Origin of the sequence: Chachezhania sediminis (assembly GCF_009765275.1) — a bacterium.
GTDB lineage: Bacteria > Pseudomonadota > Alphaproteobacteria > Rhodobacterales > Rhodobacteraceae > Chachezhania > Chachezhania sediminis.
The window spans coordinates 61,833-81,437 of sequence record NZ_VOPH01000006.1 but is presented as its reverse complement, the minus strand read 5'-3'; the positions used below and the strand labels follow the sequence as shown (position 1 = coordinate 81,437).

Sequence of the window (19,605 nt, the reverse complement as noted above, 5' to 3'; positions counted from 1 at the left end):
GGGATGGATGCCGGCGCCTGCGGGGGCGGCGCCAGATGCCCGGCCGTTCGGCGGGGCAGATGCAAGGTTGGGGAAAAGCGCGCAGATGACAATCGTAAGCTACGGCCGCGACGCCGATATCGGCGTGATCACGATCGATAACCCGCCGGTGAATGCCATCGGCCCTGCGCTGGCGCGGGAGTTGGCCGCGGCGCTGGATGCGTTCCAGGCCGACGGGGACGCAGTGGCGCTGGTGGTGGAATGTGCGGGGTCGACCTTCGTGGCGGGCGGCGACATCGCGGCATTCGGTAGCCCGGATTTCACGGCCGGCCCTTTCAATGCCACCTTGCAGCGCCTGTCTGATATGGACCGTCCGGCGGTGGCGGCGCTCTTCGGTACGGTGCTGGGGGGCGGTCTGGAACTGGCGATGGCCTGCCACGGCCGTGTCGCGGCGCCCGGCACCAGGTTCGGCATGCCGGAGGTGACGTTGGGCCTGATCCCGGGGTCCCTTGGCACGCAGAACCTGCCGCGCCTGGCGGGGCTGAAGACCGCCGCACGGATGATTTCCGACGGCAAGCCCATCGGGGCCGAGGCCGCGCTGGAGGCCGGGATCATTGACGCGCTGGCAGACGATCCGGGGCAGGGCGCAAGAACGCTGGCGCGGAAGCTGGCGGGCAGTCCCCCACGACGCACGCAGGACCTGCCCGTTCCCGATCGCGACCAGGCCGGCGATGTCCTGGCTGGACTGAAAGCCGCGGCCGATGCGGCGCCATGGCTGGCCACACCGCGGGCGATCCACGACACCATGCTTGCCGCCGTGACGATGCCCTATGACGCCGGGGTTGAACTGGAACAGGCCCGCTTTGCCAAACTGGTCGCCAGCCCCCAGTCGCGTGCCATGCGGCACCTGTTCTTTGCCGAACGAGAGGCGCGGAAGATCCCCGGACTGGGGCGCGAGACGGCATCGCGGGACGTGTCCCGCGTGGGCGTGATCGGCGCGGGGACCATGGGGGCAGGCATCGCCACGGCCTTTCTGAACGCGGGCTTTGCCGTGACCGTCACGGATGCGACGCAGGCAGGCCTCGACCGGGGCCTGTCGATCATCCAGGGCAATCTGGCCTCGGCCGTGAAGCGCGGCCGGATGACCGAGGCGCAGGCGGCGAAGACGCTGGACCGGCTGACTCTGGGGCTGGACCTGTCCGCCGTGGGCGATTGCGACATGGTGATCGAAGCCGTGTTCGAGGACATGGCCCTGAAGCTGGACATCGCGGCACAACTGGGCGCGATCTGCAGGCCGGGGGCGATCATCGCCACCAATACCTCGACCCTGGACGTCGACCGGATCGCGGCGGCGACAGCGCGGCCGGGGGACGTGATCGGCACCCATTTCTTCAGCCCGGCCCATATCATGCGCCTTCTGGAGGTCGTGCGCGGCGCGGAAACGGCGCCGGACACATTGCAGACCGTGATGGGGCTGGCGCGGAAAATCGGCAAGACGGCCGTGGTCAGCGGCGTCTGCTACGGCTTCATCGGCAACCGCATGGCCGAGGTCTACATGCGCGAAAGCGAGGCGCTGCAGATGGAGGGCGCGTCGCCAAGCCAGATCGACGGGGTGGTGCAGTCGACCGAATATCTTGGCATGGCGATGGGACCCAACCGGATGCTGGACATGGCCGGCGTCGACGTGGGTGCGCGCACCGTGGTCGAATGGATCGCAGGCGGCGAAGGGCCGACTGACCCCGGCTACCGCGCCATGTGCCGCGCGCTTTATGAACGCGGGGATCACGGACAGAAGACGGGCGAGGGGTACTATCGCTATGAAAATCGCCAGCCGGTGCCGTCGGAAAAGACCGCGGCCCTGGCCGAGGAGATGGCGGCCAAGCACGGCGTGACCCGCCGCGACGCGATCCCGGATCAGGAGATCCTGGAGCGGCTGCTGTTCCCGATGGTGAACGAGGCGGCGATGATCCTGGACGAAGGCATCGCCTATCGCCCGTCGGACATCGATGTCGTCTGGACCGCCGGTTATGGCTTTCCTGCGTGGCGTGGCGGGCCGCTGTTCATGGCGGACGAGATCGGGCTGGACCGGATCGTCGCCCGGATGGACCACTATGCCGCCCGGGATGGCGATCCGCATGGATACTGGACCGTCTCGCCCCTGCTGCGGCAACTGGCAGAGGCGAGGGCAAGCCTGACTGACTGGCGCCGGGAATGATGCAGGGACACCAGGATCCGGCATGAGCGATCCGGCATGAGCGATGCCGCCATCGCCCTAGCGGTCCCGTCTTCGGCAGGGACGGTTTCCCTGCCGGGCATCCCCGTGGCGTGTCGGTGCCGCAGTCACGTGAAGATCAAGGGCGGTGCCTGACGTGACCATGCTCATCAGCGGCAGCAGGGCTTTTCGAGGTCAACGGGAAGGGAGTACCGGACATGCCCGTAGTGTTGGAGAAGCGGGGCAACATTGCCCTGATCACGCTGGACCGTCCCGACCGGCGTAATGCCATGGACGGGGCGATGACCCGCGAGATGCGGGCCGTTCTGGCGGAATTCGAGGCCGATCCCGAGCTGCGGGTCGGCATCCTGTCGGGGCGGGGCAAGGTCTTCTGCGCGGGCATGGACCTGGCCGCCTTCGCCTCCGGCGAGGCAGAGGAGATCCTGCGGGGGCAGGGCCGTTTCGGCGGATTTGTTGCCGCGGAACGGACCAAGCCCGTGATCGCGGCCGTTCATGGCGCGGCCCTGGCGGGCGGGCTGGAGATCATGCTGGCCTGTGACATGGTGATTGCTGCCGAAGGAACCTTGTTCGGTCTGCCGGAGGCCAAGCGCGGTCTGGTCGCCGGCGCCGGCGGTGCCTTCCGCCTGACCCGGCGGCTGCCCCATGTGCTGGCCAACCAGATCCTGCTGACCGGCGATCCTATCGCCTGCGCGACCGCGCTGGCTCATGGCATGATCAATGCTGTGGTCCCTGCCGATGCGCTTATAGACGAGGCCCTGAAACTGGCCGGCACCATTGCCGCCAATGCTCCCCTGTCGCTACGTCATTCGCTTTCGCTGTCGAAAATGGCCAACGATGGGGACGAGGTGGCGGAATGGGCGATGAACGACCGTCTCTGGCCCGAGATCGAGGCATCCGAGGACGCCACCGAAGGATCCCGCGCCTTCGTCGAGAAACGCGCGGCGGTCTGGAAAGGCCGTTAGGCCGTTACTGACGGATCAAACGGCGGTTCCGGGTGCCGGCGCGGCCTAAGGTGACACCTGCAAGAGCCAAAAGTGCCTTCAGGGCCCCGGCGCCCGACAAGCCGGCCGTCCATGGGTTAGCGGATTGGCGCCCCCCGGTCCCGCTGATCGCGGGCCTTCAGGCGTCGCACCTGTCAGTGTCATGATCGTCCTGATGCCGTGGCTGGTCCCGCCCGAGGATCCGGTGATCACGGCGTCTGGCCGTAGACAGGGAAGAGCTTGGAAATGGGAATTCCCGGTTCGGGTCAGACGCCGTGCCGGCGTGCAAGGTCCCAGGCCAGGTCCGAGATCGGGATGGCCTTGGCCCCCACTTGGGCCGCCTGTGCGTCCGAGCGCTGCCATCGATGGACCGTTTCGCGATGCACTACTGGCTCGAAGCGATCCGGACAGCCCCGGATACAAGGCCGGCTGTCGCAGGTGGTGGCCCTATTCCGTCCGCGAAGGCCCTGTTTGGCAAGCGGCGCGGGCACTTCCCCTTGGAACGGCGGCGGGGTTTGCGCCCCTGTCCAAAGGTGCAACGGCTGTACGAGATTTGTCCATTATAAAAACGATTGCACGATGGGGCGGAATTGCGTAGGAAACGATCCTGCAGCAAGCCTTGGGGGGAGCCATGACGAAGCTGAACACCATCGAGATTCTGGGCGGAGGCCCGGGGGGGCTTTACACCGCGATCCTCGTCCGCCGGTTGCTGCCGCACGTGAAGGTGCGGGTGACGGAACAGAACCCCGAAGGTGCAACCTTTGGCTTCGGCGTGGTCTTTTCCGACCGAGCGCTGGATTTCCTGAAGGCCGACGATCCGGAAACTCATGACCTGATCGTGCCGCACATGGAACGCTGGCAGGACATGACCCTGAACCATCCCGAAGGACAGGTGACCCTGGACGGTGTGGGCTTTACCGCCATCGGCCGCCTGGAACTGATCGAGATTCTGCGCGAACGCGCCCAGGCCCTGGGGGTCGAGATCCGGTTCGACACCGTCGTCCGGTCCATGGACGACCTGCAGGCCGACCTGGTGATCGGCGCGGACGGCCTGAATTCGCTGATGCGGGCGACCTACGAAGACCGGTTCCGGCCAACGCTGGAATATTTCGACAATCACTTCGCCTGGTTCGGCGCGACCATCCCCTTCGACACGCTGACCCAGACCTTTATCCGGACCGAAAACGGTCCGATGAACGCGCACCACTACCGCTTCGCGCCGAACCTCAGCACCTTCATCGTCGAATGCGACGACGCCACCTACAAGGCCTGGGGCTTCGGGCAGATGGACGAGCTGGAAAGCGCGAAACTGTGCAGCCAGCTGTTCGGCGAGGTGCTGAAGGGCACAGAACTGGTCACGAACAAGTCGATGTGGCGGCAGTTCCCGCGGCTCTGGTGCGACAGCTGGGTGGCCGGGCGTTATGCGCTGCTGGGCGATGCGGTCCACACCGCGCATTTCTCCATCGGGTCGGGCACGCGACTGGCGTTGGAGGACGCGATCGCGCTGATCAATGCGCTGCTTCAGTATGACGACGTGGACGAAGCGCTGGCGGCCTATGACGCGGCCCGCCCGCCGATTGCGCGCAAGATCGTGGACGCGGCCAATACATCGGCCACGTGGTACGAAAACTTTGGCGAAAAGATGCGGCTGGCGCCGATGGATTTCGCCCATGACTACCTGATGCGGTCAGGCCGGATGACCCCGGACCGGCTGCGCGCCATCGCGCCGAAATTCGCGGCCGATTACGAGGCGCAGAGCACCGCTCAGGGCTGACAAGGCCCGGCAGACCCGGCGGGGCAGGCGGACCGGAGGAGGTCCGCCGACGCAGATCTTTGGGAGGAGACGAAACTCACATGACGATCCAGACGGCCAGCGGCGCCCTGGCAGATCCGGTCGGCTCGACCACACCCGGCGCCGACGAGATCGGCTTCGTCAAGGCCGACCATCCCAACTGTTCGCAGGTCCTGTGGCAGAATCTGGCCCGCAATCCCGACAAGGTCGCCGTGACCGGCCCGCTGGGCCAGCTGACCTATGCAGAACTGATCGCCGAGGCGGCCCGCTGGGGCAATGCCTTCACAGCCTTCGGGCTGGCCCGGGGCGAACGGATCGCCTTCTTCCTGGACGACACGCCAACCTTTCCCGCGGCCTTCTGGGGGGCGGTGCGGGCCGGGTTCGTGCCGGTGCTGCTGAACATCCAGACCCGACCGGATGTCCTGAACTATTTCCTGGCCGACAGCGCCGCGCGGCTGGCGGTGACCGACGCCGACCTGATGGAACTGTTCGGGGCCGAGACCACGACCGGCACCGCGCTGGAGCAGGTGATCGTCGCCAACGGCGCGGCCGAGGGTGCCATTGCCGCGGCCGATTTCCTGGACGGGCAGCCGGGCACGTTGGATTGCGCGGATACCGGCCCCGACGACATGGCCTTCTGGATGTATTCCTCGGGCTCCACCGGGCGGCCCAAGGGGATCGTCCACCTGCACCACGACGTGGCCTATATCCAGCAAAGCTTTGGCAACCACGTGCTGAAGCTGCGCGCCGACGATATCTGCTATTCCGTGCCCAAGGCCTATTTCGCCTACGGTTTCGGCAATTCCATCGTCTTCCCGGCCTCGGTCGGGGCCACTGCGTTGCTGATGCCGGGGCAACCGGTGCCCGACGTCGTGCTGGGTGCGATCCAGACCTGGCGGCCGACGGTGCTGTACGGGTTGCCCACGCTTTACACCGCGCTGGTCCGGCGGGCGAAGCAGGGCACATTCGACCTCTCGTCCCTGCGCCAGTCGATGTCCGCGGCCGAAATCCTGTCGGAAGACGTCTATGCCTCGTGGAAAGACCTTGCCGGCCACGGGCCGACCGAAGGCCTGGGCTCGACCGAGCTTCTGCATGTCTACCTGTCGAACCGGCTGGACGATCACCGCCCCGGCGCGGCGGGCGCCCGGGTGCCGGGATACGAGATCCGGCTGGAAACGCCGGAAGGGGCGCCCGCGGGCCCGGGCGAGGAAGGCGTGATGCTGGTGCGCGGCCATTCTTCGGCCCCCAGCTACTGGAACCGCCCCGACAAGACTGCCGAGACGATGCGCGACGACTGGATCTATACCGGCGATCGTTTCGTCGAGAAGGACGGATACTATTACTTCCAGGGGCGGGCGGACGACCTGATCAAGGTCTCGGGCCAGTGGGTCTGGCCGCTGGAGGTCGAACGCTGCCTGAACGAACATCCCGACGTTCACGAATGCGCGGTGCTGGCGCATCAGTTGCCGGACAAGCGGATGGCGCTGCGGGCGGTGGTGAGCCTGATGGCGGGCGTGGCCGGGGACGATGTGCAGACGCTGAAGCTGCGCGATTACGTCAAGGCGAAGCTGACGCCGTTCAAGTCGCCGCGGACCTTCATCTATGTCGCCGAGCTGCCGAAGACCGGCACCGGCAAGATCGATCGGCAGTCGCTGGTCCGGACCACCGTGTAAGGGTCAGGGGCGCGCGGCCGGTCGACGGCCGTGCATGTTTCGCCCTCACTCGAAGCGGAACTCGCCCGCCGCTTCCTCCTGCCGCAGGCCTTCCCGTGGCAGGGTCACGGGATGGCGCAGGTCCTGCGAAATGGCCTCGACGGCGCGGCGAATGACAGGATGCCCACCGGGTGAAACCGCAACGCCAAGACGGCCGGCATCGCCCCTGTGTCGCGGGCCTTGCAGGCCACCGCCGGGACGGTTGAGCCCGCTTCTTCTCTTCGAAAATACCTCCGGGGGAGTCCGCCCGGAACGGGCGGGTGGGGGAAGAGCCCCCGGCGACGAACGGGTCTGGCCGCCCGCGCGGGCGAGGGGGCGAGGGGCGCGCTACGTCACCCCGCGACGCTGAGAAGATTGCGCAACTGTGCCCGTTCGGACCCGTCCAGGCCCAGAAGATCCATCCACCCGTCGCCGGTCCCGTGCAGTCGGCGCAGTTCGGACAGGGCCGTCTCGATATAGATGGGGCGGGCACTGGTCAGCATGTCCATCGCCCCGGCATCCACGCCATCGGGAAACATGAAGCCCACGTCGCGGCGATAGGTGTCGGTCAGGACATAATCCCTGATCACCGTCCCGTCGGCACAGCCCGCGGCCAGCAGGGCCAGGGCGGACCCCCAGCCGGTCCGGTCCTTACCGGACGTGCAATGGATCAGCACCGGGCGCCCGTCGGCCTCCAGCAGCATGCGGAAGAAGGGGATGTAGTCGGCGATGTGCTCCTGCGCGAAAAGCCGATAGTGGCCGATGACCTCGGTCTGGATCGCGCCGGCGGTCATCGTTCCGGCGGCGATGCCGTCCAGCATCCGTTCGGTGCCGCGCGGCAGGAAACCGGGGTTCGTCACCCGCATTCCGTGGCCGTCCGGCAGGCGGTCGGGATTCTTCGCGGCCTCCCCGGGCAAGCGATAGTCGCAAATACCGTAAAGACCCAGAGCCGACAGGCGCTCAAGGTCCGGGTCCGTCAGCTCGGCCAGAGAATCGCTGCGATAGATCCGGCTCCAGCGCGTCTGCCGGCCCGGACCTGCGGGATATCCGCCCAGATCGCGAAAGTTGATGGCTCCTTCGAAAGGAAGGCGGCGGGGCTGGCTCATCGGTAAGGTCCGCTGATGGTTAGATTTCTCCGCTCCACGGCAGAACGTGGAACGGGCCGAGTTTACGTCTCCCAATATTGTTTGACAATCTTGTACTGCAAAAACGTTGACCAACATTGAGCTTCATGGCTAGGCTCGCCCCCATCGACCCCAGGCGGCCAAGGGTGGGGAGCCCGGCCACCGCAGGGCGACACGATGCGCCTCGAGGGGCGCACAGGGAGGACAAAATGATCAATTACATGACCAGGCTCGCCGGGGCCGTCGTCTTGGGTGCCTTGGCGACCGCGGCCGCGGCCGGGGACGTAAAGCTGGGCGTCGTGGCGGTGAACTACAACTCGCCCTCGATCCAGCTGCAGGCCGACAGCGGCATCGCACGGGCCAAGGACCTTGGCTGGGAGGTCGAGCTGTTCGACGGCCAGGGCGACCAGGTGGCGACGAACAACGCGGCCATGGCCTTCATCGACCGGGGCTTCGACGCGATCCTGAACGTGGCTTCGGCCAACACCCAGATGTCGGGCGTCATCAGGTACGCTCAGGAAAACGAGGTTCCCTTCGTGTCCACGTTCTCGGGTCTGGTCCCGGGGATCACGGCCGATATCGGGTCGAACAATACCGCCGACGGGGTGATCGCGGCGACGGAACTGGCCGGCCGGATCCAGGGTACGGGCCATGTCGCGGCGCTGAACTGGAACGTCCTGCCGGCACTGATCGAACGCCAGCGCGGGTTCGAGGCGGTGATGGTCGGTTTCCCCGGCATCGAGGTTACCAATATCGAGATCAAGGTCCCGGGCCAGGTCGACGATGCCTATGCGCAGACCACGAACCTGCTACTGGCCAATGACGACCTGAAGGCGATCTGGGTCGGCTGGGACGAACTGGCCGCACCGGTGGCCCGCGCGATCGAGCAGGCGGGCAAGGCGGACGAGGTCTTCGTCGTCAGCCAGGACGGCATCCCGGAAGTGCTGGAGCTGGTGCGCCAGGGCGGGCCGGTCGAACTGACCGTTGCCTATAATGTGAAACGGATGGGCGTCGTGGCCGTTGACGTGATCGCCGATGCGCTGGATGGAAAGATGCCGTCCTCGTCGCTTCTGACACTGCGCCCCTGCCTGGTGACCGAGGCCACCGCCCCGGCCAAGGGCCAGCCGCTGGACTTCGATACCTGCGGGCTCTTCTCGGGCGAAGGCGTCGGCACGAACTGACTGAACCAGCTTTCCGGGCGCCCTGCGCCCGGACCCCCTTCCGCGGGACGGACCCCATGACATCGACAGATCACCCGGCCGCGACCGGCGCCTCCGATCCTTCGGGAGAGGTGCTGACGATCCGCGGTCTGACCAAGCAATTCCCCGGAACGCTGGCGCTGGACGCCGTATCCTTCGGCGTCCGCCCGGGAGAGATCCACGCGCTTCTGGGCGAGAACGGCGCCGGCAAGTCCACCCTGATCAAATGCGTCTGCGGCGCCTATGCGCCGACCGGCGGCGAGATCCTGATCGACGGGCGGCCTGTCACCATGACGTCGCCCGCCGATGCCGCGGCCGCCGGCATCGCCGTGGTGCACCAGCACATGAACCTGGTGCCGACACTCAGCGTGGCCGAGAACCTGCACCTGGGCGAAAGGCTACCCCGCCGGGCTGGTCTGCTTCACTGGCGCAAGGTCCACCGCCGTGCGCGCGAGGTACTGGACCGCGTCGCACTGGACGTGCCGACCACGGCGATCGTGGGGGACCTGCGGCCGGAACAGCACGCGATGATTTCCATCGCGCGGGCCGTATCGGCGGATGCGCGGATCGTCATCCTGGACGAACCGACGAACGCGCTTCTGCCGCACGAGGTGGAACGGCTTTTCGAACAGATGCGCGCCCTGGCGACCAGGGGGCATTCGTTCCTGCACATCAGCCACCGCCTGTCCGAGGTGTTCGAGATCGCCGACCGCGCCACCGTCCTGAGGGACGGTCGCCATGCGGGCACCTTCGAACGGGCGGACATGACCCATTCCGGCATTGTCGAGGCTATCGTGGGCCGTGGCGGTTCGCTGGCCGAACGCCGGGGCACCAGCCATGCGCGCACCGGGACCCTGATGAAGGTGCGGGACCTGTCGGGCCAGCGGGCGCGCGGCATCTCCTTCGACCTGGCCCCGGGTGAAATCGTGGGGCTGGCCGGCCTGCCCGGATCGGGCGCGGACGAGACGATGAACTTGCTGTTCGGCCGGAACCGCCCGACCGGCGGCGGGATCGAGGTCGAGGGGCGACCCGTGCCGTTGCGCGATCCGGCCGATGCCATCGCGGCGGGGATCGCCAACGTGCCGAAGAACCGGCTGGCCGAGGCGATCTTTCACGCCGACAGCGTGCGGGCCAACGTGACCCTGCCCAGTCTTGCGAATTACCTGCGGGAACCGGTCCTGCGGCTGATCCACCGGGGCCGCGAGGATGCGGCGGCCGAGGAGGTCACCGCCAAGATGCGCGTGCGTATGGCCGGGATCGGGGCGTCCATCGACTCTCTGTCCGGGGGCAACCAGCAGAAGGTCGTGCTGGGCCGGTGGTTGACCACCGGCGCGCGGATCTTCCTTCTGAACTCGCCCACCGCGGCGGTCGACGTGGGCGCCAAGAAGGAAATCTACGACCTGATCGACGAGTTGGCCCGCGAGGGCAAGGGCATCGTCTTCGCCTCGACCGAACTGGAAGAATACGCGCTGGTCTGCGACCGGGTCTTTGTCTTCGCCGCCGGACGGGTGGTGGGCGAACTGACCGGCGACCAGGTGACCGAACCCAACATCATGACACTCGCCGCCGGAGGGGCACTCGCCGCATGAGCACTACGGATACCGCCAAGGGCACCGCCGTTGACCGGCAGGGCTTTGACTGGATCACATTCCTGTCGCGCTGGGGCACGCTGATCTCGCTGGGCCTCCTGATTGTCCTCTTTTCCATCGGTCGGCCCGAGGTCTTCATGACCCTTCGCAACATGCTGAACATCCTGAACCAGGTGTCGATCCTGGGCATGATCGCCTTCGGCCTGACGATCTGTCTGGTCGTGGGCCTGTTCGACCTGTCCATCGGTGCGATGGCCACCTTCGGCGGCTATTTCGCGGCGCGCTTCCTGGCGGAACTGGGTGCCGAAAGCGGGATCGTCGTTGCGCTGGTCATCCTGGCCGTGCTGGCGCTGTCGGCGGTGATCGGGATGCTGAACGGGGCGCTGATCTCCTATCTCGGGATCTCCGCCATCGTCGAAACCCTGGCGATGAGCTTCGTTGCCACCGGCGTCATCCTTGGCGTCTCCGGCGGGCGCACCGTCTATTCGACGGACATTCCAGAGGCGTTCACGATCATCGGCCAGGGCAAGATCGCGGGCATCCCGAACCCGATCCTGATCCTGCTGCTGCTGGGGCTGGCGCTGTGGGTCTTCCTGGAACACACCCAGACGGGCCGCAACATGTATGCCCTGGGGGGAAACCGTGAAGCATCAAGGCTTTCCGGCATTTCCTTCGCGCGCCATGCGCTGATCGCCATGGCCATCAGCGCCTCCTGCGCGGCGCTTGGCGGTCTGGTGGCCGGCGCAAATCTGGGCGCCGGGCGACCGCAGGGGGTGGGGGACGTCTATCTTCTGAATGCTTTCGTCGCCGTGTTCATCGGGGCGTCGACATTGAAACCCGGGAAGTTCCACATTATCGGGACAGCGGTCGGCGTTCTGCTGATTGGTGTGATCAACAACGGGCTTTCGGTGATGGGTGTGGCAACTTTCTGGCAATATATCGTGCAGGGCGGGATCCTGATCCTTGCGCTGATCTCGGCGTCGCTGAACACTGTCCGGCGCGTCTGATGGCGGCGCCCTTCGACCGGGACGTCCTGGATCTTCTGCTGTTCGACTGGCTTAAGACCGGAGACCTGACCGACCTGCCCGCACACCGGGGCCAGACCGAAGAGGACTGGCGCGCGGTGCTGGATCTGGCCGACCGCGTCTCGCGAGAGCGGTTCGCGCCGGCCTGGCGGGCGTCCGACAAGGTGGAGCCCGAACTGGCCGACGGTCAGGTCAGGGTCGAACCCGGTACCCGCGACGCCGTCCGTGCCTGGCTGGAGGCGGGGCTGCACCTCGCCGCCGTGCCGGAAGATCAGGGCGGCATGTCCTTGCCCTTTACCGTTTCGGCCGCAACCATGGCGATGAGCATGGCAAGCCACATTGCCGCCGCATCCTTCCCGATGCTGTCTGTCGCCAATTGCCGGGTGATCCGCACCTTCGGCACGCCCGCCCAGATCGAGGCCTTCGCGGTTCCCCAGCTGGAAGGCCGCGCGCTTGGGACGATGTGCCTTTCGGAACCGGCAGTCGGATCCTCGTTGGGGGACGTGACGACGCGCGCGCGGTTCGAGGAAGAAGATGCGCTTGGTCCCCGCTACCGCGTGCACGGCACCAAGATGTGGATCAGCGTCGGCGGTCAGGACGTCGTGCCGGAGACCATGCATCTTGTACTGGCAAAGGCAGAGGCTGCGGACGGCACGGTCAGCGCAGGCTCGAAAGGCCTGTCCCTGTTCGCCGTGCCCGCTGTACTGCCGGACGGCACGCCGAACGACGTGGTCGTAGCGGGTCTGAACCACAAGATGGGCTGGCGGGGCACGCCCAACTGCGTGATGGCCTTTGGCGAAACCGACGGCGCCCTGGGCTGGCGTATCGGGGCCGAAGGGCAGGGCCTGCCGATCATGTTCCAGATGATGAACGAGGCCCGGATCGGTGTCGGCATCGGCGCCGCGGCGCTGGCCTGGCGGGGCTACATGACCTCGCGCGAATATGCGCAGGAACGGGTGCAGGGGCGTCCGCTGGACGCGCGCGATGCACCTGCGCCGGTGCCCCTGACCCGCCACCCTGACGTGCGCCGTATGCTTCTGGCGCAGAAGGCGATTGCCGAAGGCAGCCTGGCCATCTGCCTTTACGCCGCACGACTGGTCGACCTGGCCGGGGCTGGCGATGCCGAGGCAGAGGTTCTGCTGAGCCTTATGACTCCGGTGGTGAAAAGCTGGCCGTCGGAAATGGGTCTGATCGCCAACCACTATGCGATCCAGATCCACGGCGGCTATGGCTATACCCGCGATTTCGAAGTCGAACAGATCTATCGCGACAACCGCCTGAACCCGATCCACGAAGGCACGACCGGTATCCAGGCCATCGACCTGATGGGCCGCAAGATGCTGTTCGACCGGACCGGCGGCTTCGACCTGCTGGCGAAGCGCATCCGCGCGACCGAGGACCAGGCACCCGAGGCGCTGGCCGACTGCGCCACCGCCCTGCGATCCGCGCGCGAAGCGGTAGAGGCCGCAGTCGCCACGGCCCACGGCATGAACGACCCCGCCGCAGCGCTGGCCAATGCGACGCCGATGCTGTCGGCCGTGGGGCACCTGGTCGCCGGCTGGCTGCTGCTGGATCTGGCAAGCCTGCCGGCCGCGGGCGAAGGCCAGCGCCTGGCCTGCCGCTACTTCGCGGGCTTCGAACTGCCCCAGGTCGCGGCCTGGCTGGCGCCGGTCATGGCCAAATCGCCCCTGATGGCCGATCTGGACGAAGCGGCACTATGAGCCGAAGCGAGACCCCCGACCGGTTCCTGGAGGCCGAGATCACGCCTGCGCGGATCCGGTTCGAGGATGTTTCGCTGAAGCTCGAGGACCGGGTGGTCTTCGATGGCCTCAGCCTTGATGTCGACGTTTCGCGCACCGGGCTCGTGGGACGGAACGGCGCGGGCAAGTCCCAGTTCCTGCGGCTGGTCGCGGGGCTGGTGAAACCCGACAGCGGCAACGTGACGGTGAACGGCTTCGACCCGGCCGCCGACCGCAAGCGGGCCACGACCGAGATCGGCTTCGTCTTCCAGAACCCTGAACACGGGCTGCTTTTCCCAACGGTGCTGGAGGAGCTCACCTTTGGCCTGAAAGCCCACGGCATGGGCAAGCGCGAGGCCGAGGCGCAGGCGCACAGGATCCTTGCCCGCTTCGGCGTGCCCGGCTGGCCGGACCGGCTGGTTCATTCGCTGTCCCAGGGCCAGAAGCACCTTCTGTGCCTGATGGTCGCCCTGGCGCCCGGGCCCGGGCTGCTGCTGCTGGACGAGGCCTTTGCCGGACTGGACCTGCCGACGGAAACCAGCCTGCACCGGATGCTGTCGCGGCTGAGCGTCGCGCAGATTGCGGCCAGCCATGACCTTGCGGCCCTTGCCCGAAACGACAGCCTGATCTGGATAGACGCGGGCACGGTCCGCACGACCGGCACGCCGGAACAGATCCTGCCGGCCTATCGTGACGCGATGGAAGGGCGCATCCTGCCGCCCGACGCGCTGTGATCGGGGCCCTGTCGGCGCGGAAGACGCGCTATCACGATTGGCCGGCCGGGGCGAAACTGATCGCGCTTTGCGTGTTCTGCACGGTCATCGGTTTCCTCCGCTGGCCTTTCGCAGGCTGGGTCGGGCTGGTTGTCGTTCTGGGAATGGCTGTCGTTGCGGGCGGCTGGTTCCTGAAGCTGATCCTGTCGGACCTGAGGCCGGCCGTGGTGATCGCTGCGCTGATCGCGATCTTCCATGCCATTCTTGGCGACCCCATGCAGGGCGTCGCGGTCGCCGGCGGGCTTCTGTCCTGCATCGGGGCCGCAATGATGCTGACTCGCACGACCTCTCCGGCCGAGCTTCTGGACACGGTCGACCGCTGGCTGGGGGGGCTGGGTGTCCCGGAAAGACCGCGCCGCAGGCTGGCCCTTGCGGTCGCACTGACATTGCGCTTCATTCCGGCCCTCTCCGAGCGTGCCGGCCGGCTGACCGACGCCCATCGCAGCCGGTCCCCGAAACGGCCGGGCTGGCGCATCCTGCCGCCGCTTGCGATAGGGGCGCTGGACGAAGCCGACCGGGCAGCCGAAGCCCTGCGCGCCCGTGCCGACCTGAACTGACCCCAAAGTGACCCGTGGGAGGAATTCAATTGGAACGTGACCTGTCCCGTATCGCGCTTTTCGCGGCGTTGATCGCAGTGTTGGGCCTGATGCCGAAACTGACGCTGGCCTCCGGCATTCCGCTGACCGCGCAAAGCATGGGGATCATGCTGTGCGGCACGATCCTGGGCGCGCGCAAGGGCGCGCTGGCGGTGCTGCTGTTCCTGCTGCTGGTGGCGCTTGGCCTGCCGCTTCTGGCCGGCGGCCGCGGCGGCCTGGGCGTTTTCGTGGGCCCGACGCTGGGCTACCTTGTGGGCTTCGTGCTTGGGGCCTTCGTGACCGGCTACACGGCCGAACGGTTCGAAAACCGCATGGCCTTCGTCCCGGCGCTGACTGGCGCCGTCGTCGGCGGCATCATCGTGATGACGATCTGCGGGATCATCGGCATGTCGGTGACGATGGGTGTGTCGCTTGCCAAGGCCACGACCTTCGCGCTGCCCTTCCTGCCGGGTGACGTGATCAAGGCCGTGCTGACCGCAGGCATCACCGCCGCCCTGTGGAAAGCCCGTCCGGCGCTGGTCTGAACCCTGTTACAAGGTCGGCGCGGTTTTACCCTGCGCCGACCTGGATCCGGCCCGGCCGAGGCCGGGCCTTTTCATTGCCGCGCGGTGGTGCCGCCGTCGATCGTCAGGATCGTGCCGTTGCAATACCCGGCCTCGTCACTGGCAAGGTAAAGACAACCATAGGCCATCTCCTCCGGGGTGCCGGGGCGCCGCATGGGCGTGATCGATTCGGCGACGGCCTCGTCCTCGAACAGCGGCAGGAAGCTTTCCACCATCCGCGTGGCGATAAATCCCGGCGCGATGGCATTGGCGCGGATCCCGTCCTTGGCGTAGGCCACGCACAGCGACCGCGTCAGGTTGATCATGCCGCCCTTCGCTGCCGTGTAGGTATGTGCGCCCGGCAGGCCCTGATAGCCCGAGATCGAGGTTACGTTGACGATGGATCCGCCGCCCTGCTTCTGCATCAGCGGGATCACCAGCCGGCACATGTAGAATCCGCTGTCCAGGTTGATCGCCAGCACCTTGTGCCAGGCGTCGGGCGTGGTGTTGACGGTATCCTCCATCGTGCCCGGGTTGGCGTCCTGGAAGCTGTAGCCCACACCGGCCGAGTTCACGAGCACGTCGATCCGCCCGAAGGCCGCCAGCGCCCCGTCGACGGCTTTTTGCGCCCCTTCCGGCGTGGCCAGATCCGCTGCCACAACGGCCCCTTCGCCGCCGGCATCGGTCACGGCCTTCAGCGCTTCGTCCAGATTTCCTTGCGTGCGCGAAACCCCCACGACCTTTGCGCCTTCCTTCGCGAAGATTTCCATGCAGGCGCGGCCCACCCCGGTGCCGGCGCCGGTAATCAGCGCGACCTTGTCCTTCAAACGGTCCATTCCTGGTCCTCCCGTATCGGTTCGACATCCCCTCCCCGGGATGCCCTTTATAGACATACACACATTATTGTCCTACAAAAAAGACCAACAATGCAAACGGGAGGATTCTTCATGGGAAAAGCAGCCGTTTTTCACGGAACGGGACAGCCGTTGTCGATCGAACAGGTCCCTGAACCCGTGGTCGACGGCGGGCATGTCGTCATCCGGGTCCAGGCCTGCGGAGTCTGCGGATCGGACCTTCACGCCACGCAGGAAGGCGTCTTCCTGCAGGAGGCGGGCACCATCCTGGGCCACGAATTCGCGGGCGAGGTTATCGCCTCTGACGATCCGGACGTCCCGGTGGGGCTGCGGGCGGCCGCGGTGCCGGTCAATGCCTGCGACAGTTGCCGCCAGATGGGGTTCGGTTCCTGCCGCAAGAACCTGGGCATCCTGTGCCCGGAAAACCGGATCACCGGTCTGGCCCTGTCCGTCCCCGGTGCCTATGCGCAGACGATCCGGGTGGGGGCAAAGCAGGTCGTGCCCCTGCCCGAAGGCGTCTCCTACGACGAGGGCGCGCTGGTGGAGCCGCTGGCCGTGGGCCTGCATGCGGTCGACAGGGCCGACATCCCGCTGGGCGGCCGGGTGCTGGTGATCGGGGCAGGGCCCATCGGCCTGGCGGTCACGGCCTTCGCGCGCCTGCGCGGGGCGGGGGCGGTGGTCGTGTCCGAATACGCCCCGGCAAGACGCGAGGCCGCGGCGGCCTTCGGCGCCGACACGGTGCTGGACCCGGGCCAGACGCCGGATGTCGGGGCGGCCTTTGCCGAAGCCGCGGGCGGGCCACCGGACGTGATCTTCGACTGTGTCGGCGTGCCGGGTATCATCCAGCAGGCCATCGATCTGGCGCCTGTCCGGGGCACCATCGTGCTGGTCGGCGTCTGCATGAAACCCGACCAGATCATCCCGATTTCGGCAACGCTTAAGGAATTGAAGCTGCAGTTCGTGCTGGGCTATGCCGAGGCCGATTTCGCCCGGGTGCTGGATATGATGGGCCGTGGGCTGATCGATGCGAAGTCGATGATCACGGACACGACCAACCTTGAAGGTCTGCCGGACGCTTTCGAAGCACTGCGGAAACCTGGCAGCCAGATCAAGCTGATGATCCATCCGAACGGGTAGGCGACCGCCCTTGCCGCTGGCGCAGATGCTGCCGGCGGCAGAAGATATGCAGGTGACGCGGTGTCCGGGTCTGCGTTCGTGGGAGCAGGGAACCGGGCCTCAGCCCTGGCCCAGCTTGTCCGACATGGCGCGGACATGGGCGCGGGCGCGGGCTTCGGCCTGTTCGGGATCGCGGGCAAAGACGGCGTCGGCGATCCAACGGTAGGAGGTGGCGCGCTCTTCCGGCGTCATGACCAGCTTGTTGCGCACAAGATGGACATGAAGGTTGGCCAGAGTCTGTTCCAGAACCCGACTGCGCGCGATCCGCGCCAGCGCGCGGTGAAAGCGGTTTCGCGCCTGGATGAAGGTGAACCGGTCCTCGGCCGCCGCCGCCTCGGTTACGTAGTCCAGCGCGTCCTGCAGGGCCTTGCGGCCGTCGCCCTCGTCGATGTGCTCGGCCGCCTGGCGGGCGGCAAGTCCCACCAGCAACTCGGCGATGGAAAGGATGTTCAGCGCCTCTTCGCGCGTGACGTTCAGGATCCGCGCCCCGTGCTGGTGGCGGGTTTCCACGACGCCCTGCGCGGCCAGCCGCTTGATCGCCTCGCGCACCGTCGAGCGGCTGACGCCATAGCGTTCGATCAGGTCCGGTTCGACCAGCCGCTGCCCCGAGACATAGCGCCCCTCGTAAAGCCCGCGCAGGATGTCGCGGACGATGATTTCGGCGGCACTTGGCGTCTCGTCCGGTTCTGCGCTCACGTCTGTCACGCTGTCTCTTCGTCTAGGTCGCGGCAAGTTAGAGTGCCGGCGTTCCGCTGTCCACGGGCGCCGGCACGGAGTGTGTCATGCTAGGGGCCCAAGTGCCACGGTGCTGACGGCCGGCGACCAGTCGGTCATGGGTCGGCCCGAATTCCGCGCCGCCTGGCGCTTGTATTCCAGCCGGGCAATCTGGTCGCGGTGCACCTCGTCCGGGCCGTCGGCCAGTCGCAACAGCCGAGCAGTGGCATAAGCCGCGGCCAGACCGAAATCGTTGGAAGTGCCGCCGCCGCCAAACAGCTGGATCGCCCAGTCGACGACCTTGCAGGCCATGTTGGGCACGGCGACCTTGATCATCGCGATCTCGGACTTGGCTTCCTTGTTGCCGACCGTGTCCATCATGTGCGCGGCACGCAGCGTCAAAAGCCGGGACTGTTCGATCAGGATGCGGCTTTCCGCGATCCGTTCCCGGGTCACCGACTGTTCGGACAGTTTCTTGCCGAAGGCCACGCGGTCTTCGGCCCGGGCGACCATCTTTTCCAGGGTCCGTTCCGCCAGACCGATCAGCCGCATGCAGTGATGGATGCGGCCCGGCCCGAGGCGGCCCTGTGCAATTTCGAAACCGCAACCTTCTCCCAGCAGCATATTCGAGGCCGGAACTTTCACATTCTCGAACACGACCTCCGCCGCCCGATCAGGCACGCCGTAGAAGCCGAAGACCGGGATCGACCGCTTCACGGTCACGCCGGGGGTGTCCTTGGGCACAAGGATCATCGACTGCTGGCGGTAGGTTTCGGCTGTCGGATCTGATTTCCCCATGAAGATCAGGATCTTGCAGCGCGGATCTGTGGCGCCCGTCGTGTACCACTTGTGCCCGTTGATCACGTAGTGATCGCCGTCCCGGACAATGGCGCTTTCGATATTGCGCGCATCCGAGGACGCGACCGCCGGCTCCGTCATCGCGAAGGAGGATCGGATCTCGCCATTCAGCAGCGGTTCAAGCCACTGTTTCTTGTGCTCTTCAGTGCCATAACGTTCCAGCACTTCCATGTTGCCGGTGTCAGGGGCAGAGCAGTTGAAGACCTCGGGCGCCAGGTGGCTGCGGCCCATGATCTCGCACAGCGGCGCATATTCCAGGTTGGTCAGGCCGGCACCGCGGTCGCTTTCGGGCAGGAACAGGTTCCACAGACCCTTTTCCCTGGCCAGGGCCTTCAGCTCTTCGACCACGGGCTGCACACCCCAGGGGCCGACATCCTCGGACTCGCGATAGTACCGCGCCTCGTTGGGATAGATATGTGCCTCCATGAAGGCGTGCAGCTGCGCTTCAAGGCGCAGGACCTTCTGGGATTTCTCGGGGATCATGTGCGTGTCCGGATCTGTCGTTGTTGTCTGGACCAAGACTAGTCAACGATCCACCGAATGACAATACCGTCAGACGATACCGTATGCGAAGCCCTGGATCGGCCGGGACGACAGGAGTATTGGAGACCGGTCGTCGCCAGCCGGGCGGACAGACCGATCTCAAATCCAGAAAACCATTTTAGAACAAATGAATAATATCAAAATCTAAACCAGATAAACCAACCGATCCGAACCGGTACGATGCCCTTTGTCGCGGTG

16 protein-coding genes are annotated in these 19,605 nt (G+C 66.4%); 12 read left to right on the top strand and 4 right to left on the bottom strand.

All coding sequences use genetic code 11. The annotated features are described in order from the left end of the window. Positions 1 to 85: 85 nt before the first annotated feature. The 4 genes from FQK05_RS17925 (at position 86) to FQK05_RS17910 (ending at position 6,657) form a co-directional block, all read left to right on the top strand. Positions 86 to 2,194: a 3-hydroxyacyl-CoA dehydrogenase NAD-binding domain-containing protein gene (locus FQK05_RS17925; RefSeq protein WP_158969397.1), complete on the top strand. Its 2,109-nt coding sequence runs from the start codon at positions 86 to 88 to the stop codon at positions 2,192 to 2,194. Positions 2,195 to 2,409: 215 nt separating this feature from the next. Continuing rightward, positions 2,410 to 3,174, top strand: coding sequence for an enoyl-CoA hydratase-related protein (locus FQK05_RS17920; RefSeq protein WP_158969395.1), 765 nt, complete (start codon positions 2,410 to 2,412; stop codon positions 3,172 to 3,174). A 649-nt stretch (positions 3,175 to 3,823) separates the two neighbouring features. Further along, on the top strand, positions 3,824 to 4,966 hold the full coding sequence (cehH, locus tag FQK05_RS17915; protein ID WP_158969393.1) for a salicylyl-CoA hydroxylase: 1,143 nt from the start codon (positions 3,824 to 3,826) through the stop codon (positions 4,964 to 4,966). 80 nt (positions 4,967 to 5,046) lie between these two features. After that, positions 5,047 to 6,657, top strand: coding sequence for a benzoate-CoA ligase family protein (locus FQK05_RS17910; protein ID WP_158969391.1), 1,611 nt, complete (start codon positions 5,047 to 5,049; stop codon positions 6,655 to 6,657). A gap of 371 nt (positions 6,658 to 7,028) precedes the next feature. Here FQK05_RS17910 and FQK05_RS17905 read toward each other — a convergent pair whose 3' ends face one another. Continuing rightward, positions 7,029 to 7,781 carry a tyrosine-protein phosphatase gene (locus tag FQK05_RS17905; RefSeq protein WP_158969389.1) on the bottom strand — a complete coding sequence of 251 codons (753 nt, stop codon included), beginning with the start codon at positions 7,779 to 7,781 and terminating at the stop codon, positions 7,029 to 7,031. Between the two features lie 227 nt (positions 7,782 to 8,008). Between FQK05_RS17905 and FQK05_RS17900 the strand changes: the two genes are divergently transcribed. The 7 genes from FQK05_RS17900 to FQK05_RS17870 are packed head-to-tail and all read left to right on the top strand — an operon-like array spanning position 8,009 to position 15,244. Beyond that, entirely contained in the window at positions 8,009 to 8,980 is a 972-nt protein-coding gene (locus FQK05_RS17900) for a sugar ABC transporter substrate-binding protein (protein WP_233270561.1), read from the top strand. Positions 8,981 to 9,036: 56 nt separating this feature from the next. Beyond that, positions 9,037 to 10,587: a sugar ABC transporter ATP-binding protein gene (locus FQK05_RS17895; protein ID WP_158969385.1), complete on the top strand. Its 1,551-nt coding sequence runs from the start codon at positions 9,037 to 9,039 to the stop codon at positions 10,585 to 10,587. Next, complete coding sequence (locus tag FQK05_RS17890; protein ID WP_158969383.1) at positions 10,584 to 11,594, top strand: ABC transporter permease; 1,011 nt, start codon at positions 10,584 to 10,586, stop codon at positions 11,592 to 11,594. The genes FQK05_RS17895 and FQK05_RS17890 overlap by 4 nt, the downstream gene beginning before the upstream one ends. Then, complete coding sequence (locus tag FQK05_RS17885) at positions 11,594 to 13,333, top strand: acyl-CoA dehydrogenase (protein WP_158969381.1); 1,740 nt, start codon at positions 11,594 to 11,596, stop codon at positions 13,331 to 13,333. Before FQK05_RS17890 ends, FQK05_RS17885 begins: the two co-directional genes overlap by 1 nt. Further along, positions 13,330 to 14,085: an energy-coupling factor ABC transporter ATP-binding protein gene (locus tag FQK05_RS17880; protein ID WP_158969379.1), complete on the top strand. Its 756-nt coding sequence runs from the start codon at positions 13,330 to 13,332 to the stop codon at positions 14,083 to 14,085. Before FQK05_RS17885 ends, FQK05_RS17880 begins: the two co-directional genes overlap by 4 nt. After that, positions 14,082 to 14,681, top strand: a complete 600-nt coding sequence (locus tag FQK05_RS17875) for an energy-coupling factor transporter transmembrane component T family protein (RefSeq protein ID WP_158969377.1) — start codon at positions 14,082 to 14,084, stop codon at positions 14,679 to 14,681. Before FQK05_RS17880 ends, FQK05_RS17875 begins: the two co-directional genes overlap by 4 nt. Before the next feature lie 29 nt (positions 14,682 to 14,710). Further along, positions 14,711 to 15,244, top strand: coding sequence for a biotin transporter BioY (locus FQK05_RS17870; protein WP_158969375.1), 534 nt, complete (start codon positions 14,711 to 14,713; stop codon positions 15,242 to 15,244). Between the two features lie 71 nt (positions 15,245 to 15,315). Here FQK05_RS17870 and FQK05_RS17865 read toward each other — a convergent pair whose 3' ends face one another. Then, the gene (locus FQK05_RS17865; RefSeq protein WP_158969374.1) at positions 15,316 to 16,098 is read right to left on the bottom strand and encodes an SDR family NAD(P)-dependent oxidoreductase; all 783 of its coding nucleotides are present in this window, start codon (positions 16,096 to 16,098) and stop codon (positions 15,316 to 15,318) included. Between the two features lie 111 nt (positions 16,099 to 16,209). Between FQK05_RS17865 and FQK05_RS17860 the strand changes: the two genes are divergently transcribed. Continuing rightward, positions 16,210 to 17,253, top strand: coding sequence for a zinc-binding dehydrogenase (locus FQK05_RS17860; RefSeq protein ID WP_158969372.1), 1,044 nt, complete (start codon positions 16,210 to 16,212; stop codon positions 17,251 to 17,253). A gap of 99 nt (positions 17,254 to 17,352) precedes the next feature. Here the strand turns inward: FQK05_RS17860 and FQK05_RS17855 are convergent, their stop codons facing one another. Further along, complete coding sequence (locus FQK05_RS17855; RefSeq protein WP_158969370.1) at positions 17,353 to 17,997, bottom strand: GntR family transcriptional regulator; 645 nt, start codon at positions 17,995 to 17,997, stop codon at positions 17,353 to 17,355. 75 nt (positions 17,998 to 18,072) lie between these two features. Next, positions 18,073 to 19,347, bottom strand: coding sequence for an acyl-CoA dehydrogenase family protein (locus tag FQK05_RS17850; RefSeq protein ID WP_158969368.1), 1,275 nt, complete (start codon positions 19,345 to 19,347; stop codon positions 18,073 to 18,075). Positions 19,348 to 19,605 lie beyond the last annotated feature (258 nt).